Origin of the sequence: Rhizobium laguerreae (assembly GCF_002008165.1) — a bacterium.
In the GTDB taxonomy this organism is placed as follows: domain Bacteria; phylum Pseudomonadota; class Alphaproteobacteria; order Rhizobiales; family Rhizobiaceae; genus Rhizobium; species Rhizobium laguerreae.
Genome location: NZ_MRDM01000014.1, coordinates 306307 through 323533, shown reverse-complemented (window position 1 = coordinate 323533; position 17227 = coordinate 306307). Strand labels below are relative to the sequence as shown.

The 17227-nt window shown below is 60.0% G+C and carries 13 protein-coding genes; 1 reads left to right on the top strand and 12 read right to left on the bottom strand.

Going from position 1 to position 17227, the window contains the following annotated elements:
• Positions 1-47: 47 nt before the first annotated feature.
• Positions 48-821, bottom strand: coding sequence for a transporter substrate-binding domain-containing protein (locus BS630_RS17285; protein WP_077978374.1), 774 nt, complete (start codon positions 819-821; stop codon positions 48-50).
• A gap of 331 nt (positions 822-1152) precedes the next feature.
• On the opposite strand from BS630_RS17285, the gene BS630_RS17280 reads away from it, so the two are divergent.
• Positions 1153-3315 carry an OmpA family protein gene (locus BS630_RS17280; RefSeq protein ID WP_077978373.1) on the top strand — a complete coding sequence of 721 codons (2163 nt, stop codon included), beginning with the start codon at positions 1153-1155 and terminating at the stop codon, positions 3313-3315.
• Positions 3316-3586: 271 nt separating this feature from the next.
• On the opposite strand, the gene BS630_RS17275 is transcribed toward BS630_RS17280, so the two are convergent.
• From BS630_RS17275 to BS630_RS17225, 11 genes are all read right to left on the bottom strand, one after another.
• On the bottom strand, positions 3587-4675 hold the full coding sequence (locus tag BS630_RS17275; protein ID WP_077978372.1) for an ABC transporter ATP-binding protein: 1089 nt from the start codon (positions 4673-4675) through the stop codon (positions 3587-3589).
• 219 nt (positions 4676-4894) lie between these two features.
• Positions 4895-6349, bottom strand: a complete 1455-nt coding sequence (locus tag BS630_RS17270) for an ABC transporter substrate-binding protein (RefSeq protein WP_077978371.1) — start codon at positions 6347-6349, stop codon at positions 4895-4897.
• Between the two features lie 44 nt (positions 6350-6393).
• On the bottom strand, positions 6394-7422 hold the full coding sequence (locus BS630_RS17265) for a carbohydrate ABC transporter permease (protein ID WP_077978370.1): 1029 nt from the start codon (positions 7420-7422) through the stop codon (positions 6394-6396).
• Positions 7419-8294: a carbohydrate ABC transporter permease gene (locus tag BS630_RS17260; protein ID WP_077978369.1), complete on the bottom strand. Its 876-nt coding sequence runs from the start codon at positions 8292-8294 to the stop codon at positions 7419-7421. Before BS630_RS17260 ends, BS630_RS17265 begins: the two co-directional genes overlap by 4 nt.
• Positions 8291-9223, bottom strand: a complete 933-nt coding sequence (rbsK, locus tag BS630_RS17255; protein WP_077978368.1) for a ribokinase — start codon at positions 9221-9223, stop codon at positions 8291-8293. The genes BS630_RS17260 and rbsK overlap by 4 nt, the downstream gene beginning before the upstream one ends.
• A gap of 12 nt (positions 9224-9235) precedes the next feature.
• Positions 9236-9691 carry an RbsD/FucU family protein gene (locus BS630_RS17250; protein ID WP_025394845.1) on the bottom strand — a complete coding sequence of 152 codons (456 nt, stop codon included), beginning with the start codon at positions 9689-9691 and terminating at the stop codon, positions 9236-9238.
• 158 nt (positions 9692-9849) lie between these two features.
• Positions 9850-12237 carry an aldehyde dehydrogenase family protein gene (locus BS630_RS17245; RefSeq protein WP_077978367.1) on the bottom strand — a complete coding sequence of 796 codons (2388 nt, stop codon included), beginning with the start codon at positions 12235-12237 and terminating at the stop codon, positions 9850-9852.
• A 5-nt stretch (positions 12238-12242) separates the two neighbouring features.
• Positions 12243-13271: a deoxyribose-phosphate aldolase gene (gene deoC / locus BS630_RS17240; RefSeq protein WP_077978366.1), complete on the bottom strand. Its 1029-nt coding sequence runs from the start codon at positions 13269-13271 to the stop codon at positions 12243-12245.
• A gap of 174 nt (positions 13272-13445) precedes the next feature.
• Positions 13446-14168 (bottom strand): DeoR family transcriptional regulator, encoded by a 723-nt coding sequence (locus BS630_RS17235; RefSeq protein WP_025394842.1) that lies wholly within the window; start codon positions 14166-14168, stop codon positions 13446-13448.
• A 376-nt stretch (positions 14169-14544) separates the two neighbouring features.
• A complete protein-coding gene (locus BS630_RS17230) occupies positions 14545-15303 on the bottom strand; it encodes an alpha/beta fold hydrolase (protein ID WP_077978365.1) in 759 nt (252 codons plus the stop codon).
• Positions 15304-15357: 54 nt separating this feature from the next.
• The gene (locus BS630_RS17225; RefSeq protein ID WP_077978364.1) at positions 15358-17133 is read right to left on the bottom strand and encodes a cytochrome c biogenesis protein DipZ; all 1776 of its coding nucleotides are present in this window, start codon (positions 17131-17133) and stop codon (positions 15358-15360) included.
• Positions 17134-17227 lie beyond the last annotated feature (94 nt).

Genomic DNA, 17227 nt, shown 5'->3' with positions numbered 1-17227 from the left:
AGAGCAAGCCTTCCGCCATTACCTTCATCGGCGAGATAACGAATTTCTTATTCGCCGTAAACGTCGAAGTCGAAGTACTTGTCCTGGATCTTCTTGTATTCACCGCTGGCGCGGATCGCAGCGATCGCCGTGTTCAGCTTTTCCTTCAACGGGTCGCCCTTGCGGATGGCAATGCCCGCGCCGTTGCCGTTGATTTCCTTGTCGACCGGCAGGGTCGTCAGAATCTTGCAGCAGGCGCCGGCGTCGGACTTGACCCATTCGGAGAGAACGACGACGTCGTCGATGACGGCGTCGACGCGGCCGCTGGCAACGTCGAGCTTGTATTCGTCAGCGGTCGGATAGAGCTTCAGCTCGGTGTCGGCGAGATGCTTCTCGGCATAGTTGGCGTGCGTGGTGGAGGTCTGCGCGCCGATCACCTTGCCCTTGAGGCCGGCGACGTCTGATATCGTCGAATCCTTCGGCACGGCAATGGCCGGCGGGGTGTTGTAGTATTTATTCGAGAAGTCGACGAGCTTCAGACGCTCCGGCGTGATCGACATGGAGGAAACGATCATGTCGAATTTCTTGGCATTCAGGGCCGGGATGATGCCGTCCCAGTCGGTGCTGACGAAGGTGCATTCGGCCTTCATTTCAGCGCAGAGCGCCTTGGTGATGTCGATGTCGAAGCCCTGGATCGTGCCGCTGGCATCGACGAATTCGAAGGGCGGATAGGTCGAATCGGTGCCGATCACGTATTTCTCGCCCTCGGCCATGGCCGAGCCGGCAAAGAGAGACATTGCCGCGATCGAGGCTGCCGCGAAGATACGGGTAGGGTTAAGCATGAGGATCCTCTCTGTTGGTAGCCGTCGCTCGTTTTTCTGTTGGGCTGACGGCTGCAGTTCAACGGTGTCGACACCGCCTTGTGGCGATAATCAGACTTTTTTTCATGGAATTGCAACAGAAATTCCCGCGCAATTGTGCGGTGCAAATAACAGGCGAGATGAACGAAAGCAGACTGCAATATTCACGGGAGGTTAATCCGGAGCTTTCTAGAACCGGAACAAATCGGTGGGTTGGCGCTTTGCCATTTCGCCGTTTCGCCTCATTGCGACGCTAGGGGCGGAACCAGGGCCTGGCGGCCTCAAGAAGCTCAAACAGGATCGAGGAAACCCGATGGGCAAGAAATCAAGTTTGTTTGCGAGCGCAGCCTTCCCGCTGCTATCCCTCTCGCTGGCGCTGCAGCCGGCATCGGCAATGGCCGCCGCGCGCGGCGCCGCAACCGAGACTGCAGCCGTGCGGCAGATTGAACAGGGCAGCTTCGAAGTGGCGCAGGACGCGCCCTCCGAGGAGGAGCTCTTAAAGAAGAAGCGCAAGCAGAAGGAGGAAGCACCGGCTGAACAGGCGCCGGCCGCCGAGCAGCCGAAGGAGGCGCCCGCCGAGAAGCCGAAGGCCGAGCGGAAGGAGGCGCCTGCGCCCGAACCCAAGGCAGAGCCGGAACCGCCGAAGGCCGAAGCGCCGAGGGAGGAGCCTGCGCCCGAAAGCAAACCGCAGCGGAAAGCCAAGCAGGCAGCTCAGCCGGAAGCCGAGCCGCAGCAGGAAGAGCAACCCGTAACGCAGGAAAAGCCGAGAAAGCCGAAGAAGCAGGAGACGCAGCAAGCCGAGCCTGAGGCGCAGCCGGCGCCCGAGCAGCAGCCTGCCGCCAAGGAAACTCAGCCGGAGACGAAACAGGCCCAACCCGAGGCCAAGCCTGAAGGCGGTAAGCGGGAAAAAGGGCAGGATAAGGCCCAGGGCCGAGACAAGGGCAAGACTAAGACCGAAACTGCCGCTCCCGAGGCAGTGTCGCCAGCTGAGGAACAGGCAAAGCCCGAAGTGAAGCCGGAGGCAAAACCCGCTGCCGAAGCGCCTGCCAAGAAGCCGACAAAGGGCGAGGCTGCAGCACCCACAGAGAAGCCAACCGAAGACAAGGCGGCCGCTCCCGAAGCCGCGCCCGCCGAAACGCCCAAGGATGGCACGGCTGCAAAGCCTGCCGCCAAACAGCCCACCGGCGAGCAGCCCGCCGGCGGACAGCCGGCTGCGCCCGCCACCGACACCGCCCAGCCGCTACCGGATGCCAGCAGTGGTCAGCAGGTGGAGCAGGCCATTCCGGCGCCGGAAAAGGTTTCGCCCGAGGAGCTGGAGCGCCGCAAGAAGATCGCCGCAGATCCGGCCAAGAGCAACGAGACCGTCGTGCTGCCGGTCGAAAACGGTGCAGCCGTGCTCGACAGCGACAAGGATGCCGACCGCAGCAAGGGGCGGGAAGGTCGCCGTGACCGTGACAAGCTGCGCGCCGAGAGCCAGGAAGTGAAGGTGCCCACCTCGGACGCCGATGCGCAGGCCGCTGCCACCGCTGCGGCACCGGCGATCAAGCTCGAGGCAGTGACCAGCGAGAAAGGCACGAGGCTCGATACCCGGCCGCAATTCGTCCGACCTGAGGGCGCGCGCATCGACGACCGCACCGACGACAGCCGCGTGATCATTCAGTACAACAATCAAGTGATCGTGCGCAGCGACGACGACAGGCGGTTTCTGCGCGACGGCGAACGGCCAAGCTATGAGCAACTGTCGGGCGATCGTTATCGCGAGACGATCGCGCGGCCGGAGGGCTATCGCATCGTCACGATCCGCAACCGCTACGGCGATATCATCCAGCGGTCGCGCGTCGATGCCCGCGGGCGCGAATACGTACTCTACTACTCGCCCGATCTCTACGAGGACCCTGATCGCGACTACTTCGAAGATCCGGGCGCCGATCTGCCGCCGATGCGGCTGCGCGTGCCGCTCAACGACTATATCATCGACACCAGCAGCGATCCGGACCGGGATTATTACGAGTTCCTCAGAGAGCCGCCCGTCGAGCAGGTAGAGCGTGTCTATTCGCTTGACGAGGTGAAGTATTCCGCCCGTATTCGCGACAAGGTACGCCGCATCGACCTCGACACGATCACCTTCGCGACCGGCAGCGCCGAGATCCCGATGACCCAGGCGCGCACCTTGCGCAAGGTCGCCGACGCGATCGGCCAGGTGCTCGAGAAGGATCCGAGCGAAACCTTCCTGATCGAGGGTCATACGGATGCTGTCGGCTCAGACCAGAGCAACCTGATCCTCTCCGACCAGCGGGCGGAGTCGGTCGCCAACGTGCTCTCCGATGTCTACGGCATCGCGCCGGAAAACCTGGCGACGCAGGGTTATGGCGAGCGCTACCTGAAGGTTAGTACATCAGAGCCAGAACAGGAAAACCGCCGCGTCACCATCCGCCGCGTTACGGCACTGGTCCGCCCGGTCGCTGCCAACAAGTGATGATGTGGGTGCCCCTCTCCATTCTCGGGAGGGGCATTCCGTTCTTGCTTCTTCTTTCCAACTGGCTTGAAGGATGATTGAGAAGTGCGGTTCGCTCGCTCTTCTGGGAGGTGCCGGCAGGAGAGCGGATTGTCGTCGATCACCGGAGGCATTGCGACGCCTTTTAGCCCCACGTGGCGCTGCCGACGCCACGTGTCTTTGAATTCATAGGGCGCAGATTGCGATGTCCGAATGTCCTCTTGGTGGATTGCCGTATAAGTTTACGGTGATTTTAGCCCACCGTGTCTCCGGTACTTTTAAGGAAAAAGTGCATTTTTTGGGTATCAATTGGAACGCTAATCCTGTCATCCGGGCCAACGCGCGATGACGCGTGAATCTGGGCAGTAAAGGCCGCTGCCCCGACCTTGCCGATCGCCAGTGTGTATGGACCGAGGGGCTCGATATCGGCGACATGAAGGCTCACAGTTGAAACGTTGGAATCCCCAACCATAGTATGTTCCGGTCGGATTCCCAGAACCACTGACTGTCCCACTGCCACCGAAAGGCGCTCGGCTCTTTGTGTCGGAACCGAAATGTCGACCCCACCCTCGGCCTGGAAGGCAATTCCACCGGCGTTTTGCACAAGTTGCCCCTCGATGAAGTTCATGCTTGGCGAGCCGATAAAGGCAGCAACAAAGAGATTCTTCGGAGATTCGTAAAGGGTAATCGGATCAGCGGCCTGTTCGATCCGCCCTTGATTCATAACCACCACCCGATCTGCCATCGTCATCGCCTCTACCTGATCATGTGTAACGTACACGATCGTGGTTTTGAGCCTGCGATGTAAGAGCTTGATTTCTGTTCGCATTTCAATGCGCAATTTAGCGTCGAGGTTGGACAACGGTTCGTCGAACAGGAACACATCCGGCTGGCGAACAATCGCCCGGCCAATCGCCACGCGTTGGCGTTGGCCACCTGAGAGCGCGTTCGGCTTGCGTTTCAAATAGGCACCGAGATTGAGAATGCGCGCCGCATTTGCAACGGCGGCATCGATGTCCTGCTTCGGCGTTCCGCGCACCTTCATGCCGTAGCCGATGTTTTCGGCAACTGTCATATGCGGATAGAGCGCGTAATTCTGAAACACCATCGAGCAATTGCGCAGACCCGGGCGCAGCGTGGTAACGTCCCGCTCGCCGATACGGATTTCCCCTGATGTCGTCTGTTCCAGCCCCGCGATCATTCGCAGGGTGGTTGTCTTCCCGCAGCCGGAAGGTCCGACAAGAACCACGAATTCCTTGTCGGCAATTGCCAAATCGAGCGGAGGGATGACCTCAACGCTGCCAAAGGACTTGGTGACCTGATCCAAACGCACCTGGGACATGCTGTAACCTTTTCATGAGAATTCCATCGCCTGGCCCAGCGCATCGGCCCGAAAATCGGAGTCGATTTTCGGAAGGAGCCATGGTGGATTGAAAGAGTTAGAACGTCCATTGTGCGTCCGAAAGGACGCACGGCGCTCTAAGCGGCGATGGTTTGCTTCTTCTTCCAACGATGTCTAATCCCATCCCGACATTGCCGGGATGGGTTGTTGAGGATGGGTTTACTTCGCAGGCAGGCCCATCGACGAACGATAGGCTTCCAGTTGCTTGTCGCGGCCAAACTCGTCCGTCAGCTTGTTCCATCCGGCAGCCACGGTATCCAGCGCCTGCTGCGGCGTCACTTCTCCAGCCAATGCCTTGGAAAGCTCGATCTCAAGAATTTCCGTATAGGAGAAGTAGCCCGGCAGGCGCATGTCGAGCGCCGTGTTCTTGGCGGTCACCGCGTCCTTCTGGCTTCCAAGATATTCCTTGGCCTCACGCTCGGAAAAGATCTTCGACCACAATGCCGTATTTGTCGTGTGCGAAAGACGGTAAGGATTGACGCCTGTGCCGCCGGTGATGGCCGCCTGACCGGAAACCGCCGGGCTCGTCAGGAACTGGATATAGTTCCAAGCGGCCTCTTGGTTCTTGGAGGACGACGGTACGGCTGCCTGCCAACCGCCGAAGGCCATGAAGGAAGTCTGGACGACCTCGGGCTGCTTGTCCCACTTTTTGGTCTTGTAGTTCCAGATCTCGTCGGATCCCGGCAGGGATGCCGAGCCGACGCTACCAGCAACCTTCGACTGCTTCGGGTCGGCGGCGATGACGCCGGTATCGCCCCAGCCGATCGATTCCGCGACCTGGCCACCGGCAAAGGCGGCATTGACTTCGCCAAAGGAGAAGTTGAGCGCGTTCGGCGGCGCCAGTTTCGAAGCGCGGATATATTCCTCCAGGCCGCGCACCCAGCCCGGATTGTTGACCTGCGCATCCATCGTATCCGGATCGAAGAACATGCCGCCGGGATTGTCGGGATGGCTGGTGTATCCCGCCACGTGACTGAACAGGAACCAGAATTGCTGGCCACCACGGCGGAAGGCTTCCGCCGTGCCCCAAAGGCCATTGTCCGGCTGCTGGAAGAATTCGGCGATGTCAAGATACTGCTTCCATGTCTTCGGCGGGGCCAGATCGTAGCCATACTTCGCCTTGAAGGCGCTCTGGTTTTCCGCGTTTTCAAACAGATCAATGCGGTAGGTATAGGTATGGGCATCACCGTCCATGGTCTGCGACAGGACCTTGCCGTTCCAGACCATCAGTTGCTCGCGGTAAACCGGCGCGATGTCCTCCCAGTCGGCACCTGATTGCATATTCTTCGGCATTTCCGAGAGAAAGTCGGTGAAGTCCGGTGCCCAGGCCGGCGCAAAGGCAACCACGTCGAACGTGTCTTCGCCCGAGGTCAGCGAGGTTACGATTTTGGGATAGAGTTCCGACCACGGAAATTCCACCACATTCACCTTGCCGCAGGTCTTTTCCTCCCAGCCCTTGGCCGCCAGTTGCAGCGCAGATGCGATGTAAGGCCCCGTCTGCGTCGTGGCGGTGAGCGTGACACCGGTGTAGTCCGGTTCGCATGCGAGCGCGGATGGGACGCCCGCCACAGCAAGTAGTCCTCCGGCCGTTGAACTCAGTAGCAATCTTCTCATGTTTTCCTCCCTGGAATTGAACAATGACTAGGCTTCTCGAACGGTCATTTTATTGCTCCTAAAAGCAGGCCAGACCGCATCAGCCTGCTCAAAATGCCCGCCATGACGACCATGGGTATGATCGCAACCAGGGCGGCTGCCGATATCGACCACCACTCGTCACCGCGCTGGCTGTTTTGCCCGGCGACGAGAATGGGAAGGGTCTGCCATTTGGAACTGGTCAGGAAGAGTGCGAACAGGAACTCGTTCCAGACGAAGGCGAGCGTGATCATGAATGTCGCGATCAGGCCCGGCTTGGACATGGGCAGGACGATACCGAAAAAAATTCTCCACGACGGCACATTGTCGACCATCGCCGCCTCTTCGACTTCCACCGGCAGTGCCGCAAAGAAATCGCGCATCAGCCAGATCACGATCGGCAGCGAGAAGGCGACATAAGCGAAGGTGAGGCCTGTATAGGTGTCCACCAGCTTGAACCCCAACTTGCCCATTTCCGTATACATCAGGAACAAGGCAAAGGCGGCGACGATCGGCGGAAACATGCGCTGGCTGACAAACCAGAAGACGATATCATCATTGCCGAGGAGCGGCCCTGGAAGCTTCATTCGGCTGGAGCCGATGGCGAGCGCAAGCGCTGCAACAAAGGCAAAGATCAGCGAAATGGCCTGCCCGTAGCCCAGTACATGACGGCCAAGCAGATATCCGCCGAAGGCAACAACGACGAAAATCACGCCGGACAGCAGCTTGACCTCAAAGGTGAAGCGCACCAGCGCATAGGCTGCCATCGATCCGATGAAGGTGGCCAGCAACGATGCGGAGAGCCCGACGATCGTCGAGGCGATGAAGGTGTTGTAGAACTGGCCGCGGGCGCCCGACAGGAGCTCGCTCCAGGCCGTCAGCGTCGGGTCGAAGTCGACAAATGGAATATAGGTCGGCCCGCCGACGACGCCGAGCGGCGACTTGAACGAGGTGATCGCCACCCAGTAAAGCGGAAAGAAGGTGAAGGCCAGCCAGAGCAGGCAGCCTGCGAGCGCCCACCAGCGGCCGGATCCTTTGAGGTCACGCACGCTCATTTGTGCTTCTCCAGATAGGGCTTCAGGATGGCGAGATAGACGAGCCCGATCACGGTAATGACGATCAGGAAGAGGAAGGAGAGGGCGGAGGTGTAGCCGAGGTTGAACTTCTTGAAGCCCTCCTGATACGCGAACAAGGTCAGCGTTTCGGTCGAAATGCCGGGCCCTCCGCCTGTCATGACGAACACCGTGTCGATGATCTTGTAGCTCTCGATGAGGCGGATGAAGACCACGGCCACCGAAATCGGCAGCATCATCGGGAATGTGATCCCCCAGAACTGTTGCCAGGGGCTGGCATTTTCAAGCGCGGCAGCCTCGTAGACGTCCTCGGGCAGGGTTTGCAACCCGGCAAGAAGCATAAGGATGACGAAGGGTGTCCACTGCCACACTTCGACGGAAATGATGGCGCCGATAGCCCATCTGGTCTGCGTCAGAAACGGCAGGTTGGGAAAACCGAAGACGGTCATCAGCTCATTGAGCGGGCCCATCGTAGGATTGAGGATCTGGCGGGCAATGAGTGCGACGGCAACGGGTGCTACAAGCATTGGCACCAGGAAGCTGACCCGAAACAAACCTTCGCCGGGCACCCGACGGTTAAGCGCCAGCGCCACGGAAAAACCGATGACATACTGCAGCGTCACCGCCACAAAAGCGATGATCGTCGTCGTCCAGGCGACATTCCAGAAGCGCGGATTCTGAAGCAGTTCCGTATAGTTGCCGAAGCCGACGAAACGCGAGGGAATCGGCGGCACGAGCCGCAGGCTCATGAAGCTGGTGGTCAGCGAATAGATCAGCGGGAAGATCGAGATCACCAGCACGATCAGCAACGCTGGCCAGATGAAGAAGTGTTTGATCGGGTCGTTGCGGGTCATGCTGCGCCTCCTTTTTGGAGAAGCGCCTCGATTTCTTCGATCTTCGGCATGGCAGGCGCGGTACCCCGCCGCGTCACCGCAATACCAGCGGTCGCGCAGCCGAAACGCACGGCCTCGACCGGACTAGCGCCCCGCGAGAGCGCTGCCGAGAAGCCACCGACAAATGCGTCGCCGGCGCCGGTGGTATCGATGACGGCTCCCGACGAGATCGCCGGAACATGAACCGATTGCCCGGCCGTATGATAGAGCACACCGCGACCACCCAGGGTGATCAGCGCGGCTTTCACGCCCTTGGCAAGAAAGGCGTCGCCAGCCCGTCTGGCGTCGTCGAGCGTGTCGAGCGGAAAACCGACGATGGCGGCTGCTTCGGTTTCGTTTGGCACGATATAATCACAGAGCGGATAGATCGTGTCTGGAAACGGCTCGGCCGGCGCTGGATTGAAAACAGTGGTAACGCCGGCCGCATGGGCGATTTCGAGGGCGCGCTGCGCCGCTTCGGCCGGTTGTTCCAGCTGGGTCACGAAGACAGCCGATTGCTCGATGGTTTGGCGTGCCGCCTCGACATCGCCAACGCCGATGGTGCCTGCGGCACCTGGATAGACGATAATCGCATTGTCGCCGTTACCATCATTGACGTAGATGAAGGCAGCGCCGGTCGGCATATCGTCCATCTGCACAACCTTCGGCGTCACGCCTGCTTCCGCATAGGTCTTCAGCGCCATGTCGCCAAACGTGTCGCGGCCGATCTTCGAGATGAAGGAGACTGTTCCACCGGCGCGGGCAGCAGCGACAGCCTGGTTGGATCCCTTGCCGCCCGGCCCCACTGCAAAACCGGTCCCGGTGATGGTCTCGCCAACGTTTGGCATGCGCTTGGCCAGATAGGCGGTGTCGGCGACGAAAATCCCGAGGATCGAAACACCCACCTTCATTATCGTTTCCCCTCAAACGGCTTCCGGCGGAATCACGCCTTTGGTGAAAAGGAAGCAGCCGTAGAAGCGGTTTTCTCCCGTGGTGATGACGCAATAGGCCCTTTTGGCTTCCTCATAGAAGGCGAAACGCTCGATGCCATACATCGGCGCCGGCTTGCCCTCGGCGCCGTCGATAACTGCCTGGACTTCCTGCTGCACGGGAGGGATCTCGTCCGGCGCGCCCATGATTTCCATTCGCCCGGCAGACGGCTGCAGCGGCGTATCCAGCGGCATTACCGAAAGAATAGCGTTGATGGCGCGGGCAGCAGACACATTGTCTATCCGCAACAGCTTGCCGAGCATCGTTTGCCGGGCAATGGAATCCGAAGGAAAATTGGTGTCGGAAACGACGACCGTGTCGCCATGCCCCATGGACCGGAGCGCATGCAGCACATCCGCATTCAGAGCCGGATCGATATTCTTCAGCATGAAAATCCTCCCTTAGTTGCACCATTTCGCAGCACCCCGTGCCGCAAAACAGAGCCCATAACCGCAGCTCCTTTACAGCTCTGCGATTCCCTCAAATTCCGTCGTTCTCGCCTGCCGGTGCGGTTCTCCTCCCGCCCGGATGACCAGAGTTGGAGCCCTTATTCTCCGTAGGGGATCCAGATATTCTTCACATCCACAGCGCGGCGAAGGTATAGCGCGCCTTCGGCAGCGGCTCTGTCCATCCAGTCCGTCGCCTTGCCATTGTCCACGAAGGTTCGCTTGAGATTGCCCGACGACAGCTTCTCCACCGTCGTCGAAAGTTCTGCCGAGCCGAAGGCCCACAACGCATCAACGTCATTGTGCGCGGCAAGGATCTTTGCCAGTTCGATCGCCGACCCGGTGACGATATTGACGACACCGGCAGGCACATCCGACGTTTCCAGGACGGAATAGAAATCCGTAGCCGAAAGCGGGAAGGGCTCACTCGGCACCGCGACGACACGATTGCCGGCGGCAATCAACGGCGCAACCAAACTGATAAAGCCGAGCAGCGGCGCTTCCGGCGGGCAAATGACGCCAACGACGCCGATGGCTTCCGGCATGGCCAGGGCAACGCCGCGAAGCGGCGGCTGGTGAATGCCGCCTTCATATTTGTCCGCCCAGGCTGCGTAGGTGAAGAGACGCGAAATCGCGGCGTCGACCTCGGCGTTTGCATTGGCTGCGGAAGCTCCGGTCATCGCTGTTATCCGCGCGGCGAACTCGTCGGCGCGGCCACTGAGGTTTTCGGCGATGTAATAGAGAATCTGGGCGCGGTTATGAGTGGTCGCATTCGACCAGGCGGAGGCGGCCTGTGCGGCAACCACCGCATTGCGGATGTCCTTGCGGTTGCCTTCGCCGACCTCCCCGATCGCCTTGCCCTTGGGCGAGGCGATGACACGGGAATAATTGCCGTCCGGGCGTGCCTGCTTGCCGCCGATGAAGAGCTTTGCCGTCCGGTCGATGGTTGGCAGGGCAAAATCGCCGGCAACCGGCTTTACTTGCAAAAGTGCGGGCATTGCTGCACGGGCCTTGCGACCGACCCAAGCCTTCGGCTTCAGATATTCATAGCAACCTTCGCGGCCGCCTTCGCGGCCGAATCCGGATTCGCGCTTGCCGCCAAAACCGACAGCGGCATCGAAAAGATTGGTGGCATTCACCCAGACCACGCCGGCTGCGAGCTTTGCCGCCACGTTCAGCGCCAAGCCGATCGTCTCGCTCCAGACGCTGGCGGCGAGGCCGTAACGGGTGTGGTTGGCAAGCTGGATGGCCTCTTCCGGTGTGCGGAAAGTCATGGAGACCGCAACCGGCCCGAAGATTTCCTCGGTCGCGACGATCGATGTCGGCTGCACGCCGCTCAGAAGCGTCGGCGGGTAGAAGCTGCCACCCTTCGGCAGGTCGATCTTGGCCTGATGCAGTGTCGCGCCTTCTGAAACTCCCTTTTTCACCAGCGCTTCGATACGCGTCAATTGGACTGGCGCTATGATCGCACCCATATCGATGCACTTGTCCAAAGGCTGACCGACCCGCAATGTCTCCATCCGGCGCTTCAGCCGTTCATGGAAAAGATCGGCAATGCCTTCCTGGACCAGAAGCCGCGAACCGGCGCAGCAGACCTGTCCCTGGTTGAACCAGATCGCGTCGACTACGCCTTCCACGGCGCCGTCGATATCGGCGTCGTCAAAGACGACGAAAGGGGACTTGCCGCCGAGTTCCAGCGTCAGCGATTTACCGCTACCCGCGGTGCGCTCGCGAATAACGCGCCCGACTTCGGTGGATCCGGTAAAGGCAATTTTGTCGATATCCTGGTGCCCGACGAGCAGCGCGCCTGTTTCGCCTTCTCCCGTCACGATATTGAGTACGCCCGTCGGAAGGCCCGCCGCGGATGCCAGTTCGGCAAAGAGAAGTGCCGTCAGCGACGTGAATTCGGCAGGCTTCAGGATCACGGTGTTGCCGAGCGCCAAAGCCGGCGCCACTTTCCAGGCCAGCATCAGGAATGGAAAATTCCACGGGATGATCTGGCCGACGACGCCGACCGGCACATGATCGGCAAATTCCGTGTCCTGGATCTGCGCCCATCCAGCGTGATGATAGAAATGACGGGCCGCCAGGGGCACGTCGAGATCGCGGGTTTCGCGGATCGGCTTGCCGTTGTCGATCGCCTCGACCACAGCAATCAAACGCGCGTGGCGCTGGATCATCCGGGCAAGCGCATAGAGATGGCGCGCCCGCGCATGGCCCGGCAATCGCGCCCATGATGCCTGTGCCTTGCGGGCAGCAGCAACCGCGTTGTCCACATCCGCCGCGCCGCCGTTCGCGAGCTTCGCAAGGACCTTGCCGGTGGCTGGCTCGAACGTGTCGAAGTTCTTACCCGACGCGGAGGGCACGAAGGCGCCATTGATGAAGTGACCGAAACCGGAAGCGTGGCGCGCTAGCCAGTCGCGAGCTTCGATATCGGATTCAGGGGCAGGGCCGTAGGACATTTCGTCGAAATACTTTGCAACAGTCATCTGGATCATCCAATCGGGTGTCTGTTGAGGGCCGAATAGGCACCGGTCACGTGATGCTCCAACTGCCGCTCGATATCTGCAAGCAAGCTTGATGCACCGATGCGGAAGAGATCGGCCTCCAGCCACTCGCGCCCCAGTTCGTCCTTCATCAGGAACTGGTAGTTCAACACGTCCTTCGCCGCGGAAATGCCTCCGGCCGGCTTGTAGCCGATCTTGATACCAGTGCGCTCCTGATAGGCGCGGATCGCCCGCAGCATGGTCAATGTCACGGCCAGCGTCGCATTGACGCCTTCCTTGCCGGTCGAGGTCTTGATGAAATCGGCTCCGGCCATCATGCAGACCAGCGAGGCCCTGGTGACATTGCGGAGCGTCTTCAGGTCGCCGGTCGCCAGAATGGCTTTAACATGCGCATCACCGCAGGCGGCGCGATATTCTTTCATTTCCTCGTAGAGTGCTGTCCAGTTGCCGGTCAGCACATGCTCGCGGGTGATGACGATGTCGATTTCCTTTGCGCCATCGGCAACTGACGCCTCTATTTCCTTGAGCTTGAGGTGGTGCGGGCTGAGGCCGGCAGGGAAACCGGTCGAAACCGCGGCGACCGGAATGCCGGAATCTCCGAGCGCCTCGACCGCCGTTGCAACAAAACGATGGTAGACGCAGATGGCGCCGGTGGTGATCGAACGCCCGCTCATGCCAAGGGAATCCAGAATGTCGGCGCGTATCGGATTCATCGCCTTCGCGCACAACCGCTTGACGCGTTCGGGGGTATCGTCGCCGTTCAACGTCGTCAGGTCGATGCAGGTCACCGCCTTCAGGAGCCAAGCCGCCTGTGCGTCCTTTTTGACGGTCCGGCGTCCGGGAAGCGAGGCTACGCGGCGCTCTGTAGCAGACAGGTTGACCCGGGTATCAAGCACCCACGACAGATCGAGTTCCATACCGGCATTGCGCGGCCGGTTATGGGTGCCGTCCGGCAATCGCGAAGGGGCTGCGTGATGCGCCGCGTTTGCCGCATTGTGAACAGCAACGGTTTCCAAATCGAATCCTCCCGACCAGAGCGTGAAAGTCTTGTTGCCATCAGTGCAGACGCACGAAGCGGAAGTTTCACGATTGGATCACATGTGATTTTTTTTTCACTGTTTGTGAGGTTTGCATCACCGCGCTGCTGCGTCAAGTTTAGATTTCAGTAGGCGGGGAAAAATGGGGACTTCTCAGTCGAAATTGTTCATGCCGTTTTCAGTGATGACCACGTCGAACGACTTCATGTCGCTGAAAAAGGCCGGCTTGAGCTTGCCGATTTTGCTGCTGTCGGCGAGAAGAATATTCTTTTGTGCCCGGGACATCGCCTTTTTCTTGATCTCCGCTTCGTGAAAATGCGCGCAGGTCGCACCACGTCGGGAATCGACACCGGCTGCAGAAAGAAATGCCACGTTGATCACAAGCTGATCGAGCATTTCCAGCCCCGACGCCCCGGAAAAGCTCGCCGATGCGGGATGGTAAAGACCACCGAGCATAACAAGGCGAACGTTAGGTTTTCGCGTCAGGCGATCGGCGACATTCATGGCGTAACAGATCGCCGTTATGTGAATCTGGTCTGGGAGGAGATCGACCAGATAAGGTAACGTGGTGCCGCAGTCGAAAAACACCGTATCGTCATGGTGAATGTAATCAACGGCTTGTGTGCAAACTTGCCGTTTTGCAGCTGCATGACTGTCGGCTGCCGCGGAGATTTCGTAGGGATCGGTTTCCGCTTCGATAGCCGGAACGATATGGCCGCCGAGAAATGCGAATCGGTCTGCATTGGCGCTGACATCACGCCGAACCGTCATCTCCGAGACGCCCAGGATCTCGGCAGCATTCTTGATGTGTAGAATGCGATGTTGTGAAAGGGCCTCGGATAAGACTGCTATACGCCGGCCCCTGCGACTATCCATATTGGATGTCTCCCTTATGTTTACACCGGATAGTGTTCTGATCAAAATTTAACAAGGGACTGCCATTCCCATCTCGTTTGCCACTCGATCCCCGATTCAGCATCTGAGCTATGATACAGCTTCTGCACCAGCCGGTTGCGCGAACAAACCACATCATCTCAATTTTATAGCGAAGCCCCGGAATTTGAAATGAGAATCTGTGACTGATATTCCATTTTGTGTAGGAATAGTCACAAAATCGCATCGGCGGGGCAGGACGGTAACAAGGAGATCGACAGTCTAGGTCGGCGGAGGCGACTTCGTCAGCCCCTGGTCGGGCGACCTTCCGACCAGAGGCTATCCTTGCGATGGCTTAGAATATTTCTGACTGCGTCTGCTAGTCGCCGGCTTTCCTCGCTGCCGTTTCGATCACATCAGCGACCTTTTCCGGTTGGGATGCGAAGACGGCGTGGCTTGCCTTTATTTCAGTCACGTCGCTTCCCGCACGTTTTGCCATGTCGCGTTCCAGCTCGGGGTTGATGGAGCGATCCTCGGTGGCGACGATCGACCAGCTTTTCTTCGACCGCCATGCAGGCTGAGTGATCTTCGCGGAGAATGCCTGCTTTGCGGCGAAGACCTGTGACTTTGCCATGAAATTGGCTTCGGCTTGCGGAAGGTCGGCTGCGAAATCCGCGGCGAAGGCGCCCGGATCGAGATAGAGATATTTGCCGTCCTTCGTTTCCTTTATATCCATGCTGCCGGCGGGCTTCGAGCTGGCGAGGCTTAGCAGGCTTTCGCCCTTGTCGGGCTGGAATGCCGCGACATAGACCAGGCCCGCGACCGCGGGATCGTTGCCGGCTTCGGTGATGACCATGCCGCCGTAGCTGTGTCCGACGAGCAGGACCGGTCCGTCCTGAAGGTCGAGAACCCGCTTGGTCGCCGCCACGTCGTCGTCGAGCGAGGAAATGGGCTGCTGGACGATGGTGACGTTGAAGCCGCGTTTCTCGAGAATGTCCGTCGCCTTGCGCCATCCCGAGCCGTCGGCCAGCGCGCCGTGGACGATCACGATGTTCTTGACCGCGGCAGCCTCTGCTGCGAACGCGATGGCGGTGGTGGCAAATGCAAGCGCTGCAGTGAAAAGAAGACGTCTGTACATGACTGTCACTCCTTTGGTCATTGTTGATGATCGGGATATCGATGCGTTTCAGGTTCAGCCGAATGTGAAGGCGTAAGCCTGCACGCCGGGATCGAGGAAGCGGATCTCGAAGTTGCGGGCGGCGACCGTGCCGGACTGGCGGACGAGTTGATAAAGCCTCGTCGCGGTCACGGTGCCATTGCCGTCGGCATCGATGTCGGAGCCGTGGTCGGGTCCTGGCGCCTTGCCGTCGATCTTCACCTGGAAGCGGATCGGCTTGTCGCCGGCGCCGGGACCAAGAACGAGATGCAGATCGCGGGCGCTGAAGCGATAAGTGATGCCGCCGCCCGGCTGATCAAGCGTCGCCTGATCCCGGCCGACGGTCCAGGTTCCAGACAGGCCCCAGCCATTGAGGCCGGGTTCGGCGATCGAATAGTTTTTCGCCGTGTCGGCCTGCAGCCCTTCCGGAGAGGCGAAGTTCGCCGCCTGTTGGTAGCCGAGATAGGTTTCGCCGGAGCGGATATTGCCGAGATCAGGACCTGCTTCCACGCCCTTGGCATCCGGCACGACCGGCGCACTTGCCGTCGTTTGGCTGCCGGCTTCGCGCAGCAGGTCCTGAATGGCCTTTTCGGTCCTGTTGTAATTGCCTTCGCCGAAATGGTGGTAGCGGATCTGGCCCTTGGCATCGATCAGATAGGCGGCAGGCCAGTAGCTGTTTTCGAAGGCGCGCCAGATGCCGTAATCATTGTCGATCGCAACGGGATAGCCGATCTGGAAGTCGCCGATCGCCTTCTTGACGTTGTCGATCTTCTTCTCGAAGGCAAATTCCGGGGCGTGGACGCCGATCACCACGAGACCCTGATCCGCATATTTTTCGGCCCAGGCCCTGACATAGGGGATGGTACGAATGCAGTTGATGCAGGAATAGGTCCAGAAGTCGACGAGCACGACCTTGCCTCGCAGCTGTTCCGTGGTGAGAGGCTCAGAGTTCAGCCATTCGACCGCGCCGGCGAGCGAAGGGGCGGGGCCTTCGACGGGCAAGTCGCTACGAAAGGGCTTCTTCACGCCGGCTGCGGCGATCATCACCTCGTTGCTCGCCAGCTCGGAAGATGCGCCGCTGAGCCGCTTTGCATGCAGCCTGTCGAGCACGGCCTGTTCCAGCGATGCGGTGCTGGCGTAGGACAGCCGGGCGAGCAGGCTGGTGTCGAGGCCGAGCGCGATGATTGCGACGCCCGCCAGCACGGCAGCGCCGAGCCCCTGACGAATCCTGTCGCCAACGCCGAGCGAACGCTTCATGGCGGTGAATATCCGGCCGCCGACAAGCAGCGCGACGGCAAGCGAACTTGCAGCACCAGCGGCATAAGCGATCAGCAGGAAGGTCGTCTGCAGATTGGCGCCCTGTAGTGCGGCTCCGGTCAGCACAAGGCCGAGAATCGGACCGGCGCAAGGCGCCCAGAGCAGTCCGGTGGCAACGCCGAGAAGAAGCGCGCTCTTGACTGTCGTGGTGCCGCGCCCGCCGCCGGTGGCGTTCACAAGATTGTTGCCAAGGTCGACGACTGGCCGGGCAAGCGTGCTTGCGAAACGCGGCGAAAGCAGACTGGCACCAAAGAGCGCAAGCAGGACAATGGCGGCAAGACGGCCATATTCGTTGGCGCGAATGGCCCAGCTACCGCCGACTGCGGCCAGTGTGGCGACCAGTGCAAAGGTGGCGGCCATGCCCGCCAGCATGGGCAGCGTGCTTCTGACGAAGGGCTGTCCGGCGCGGGCGAAGACAAAGGGGAGGATGGGCAGGATACACGGGCTGAGGATCGTCAGCGCGCCTCCGAGATAGGCAATGATCAGAAGTGTCATCATCGTTTCCTTTGAAACCGATTGATCGGGCTCTGGACGGCGATGGAGCCTGAACCAGCAACGGCGGGGATATGGCCGGGCGGACGTATCCCCG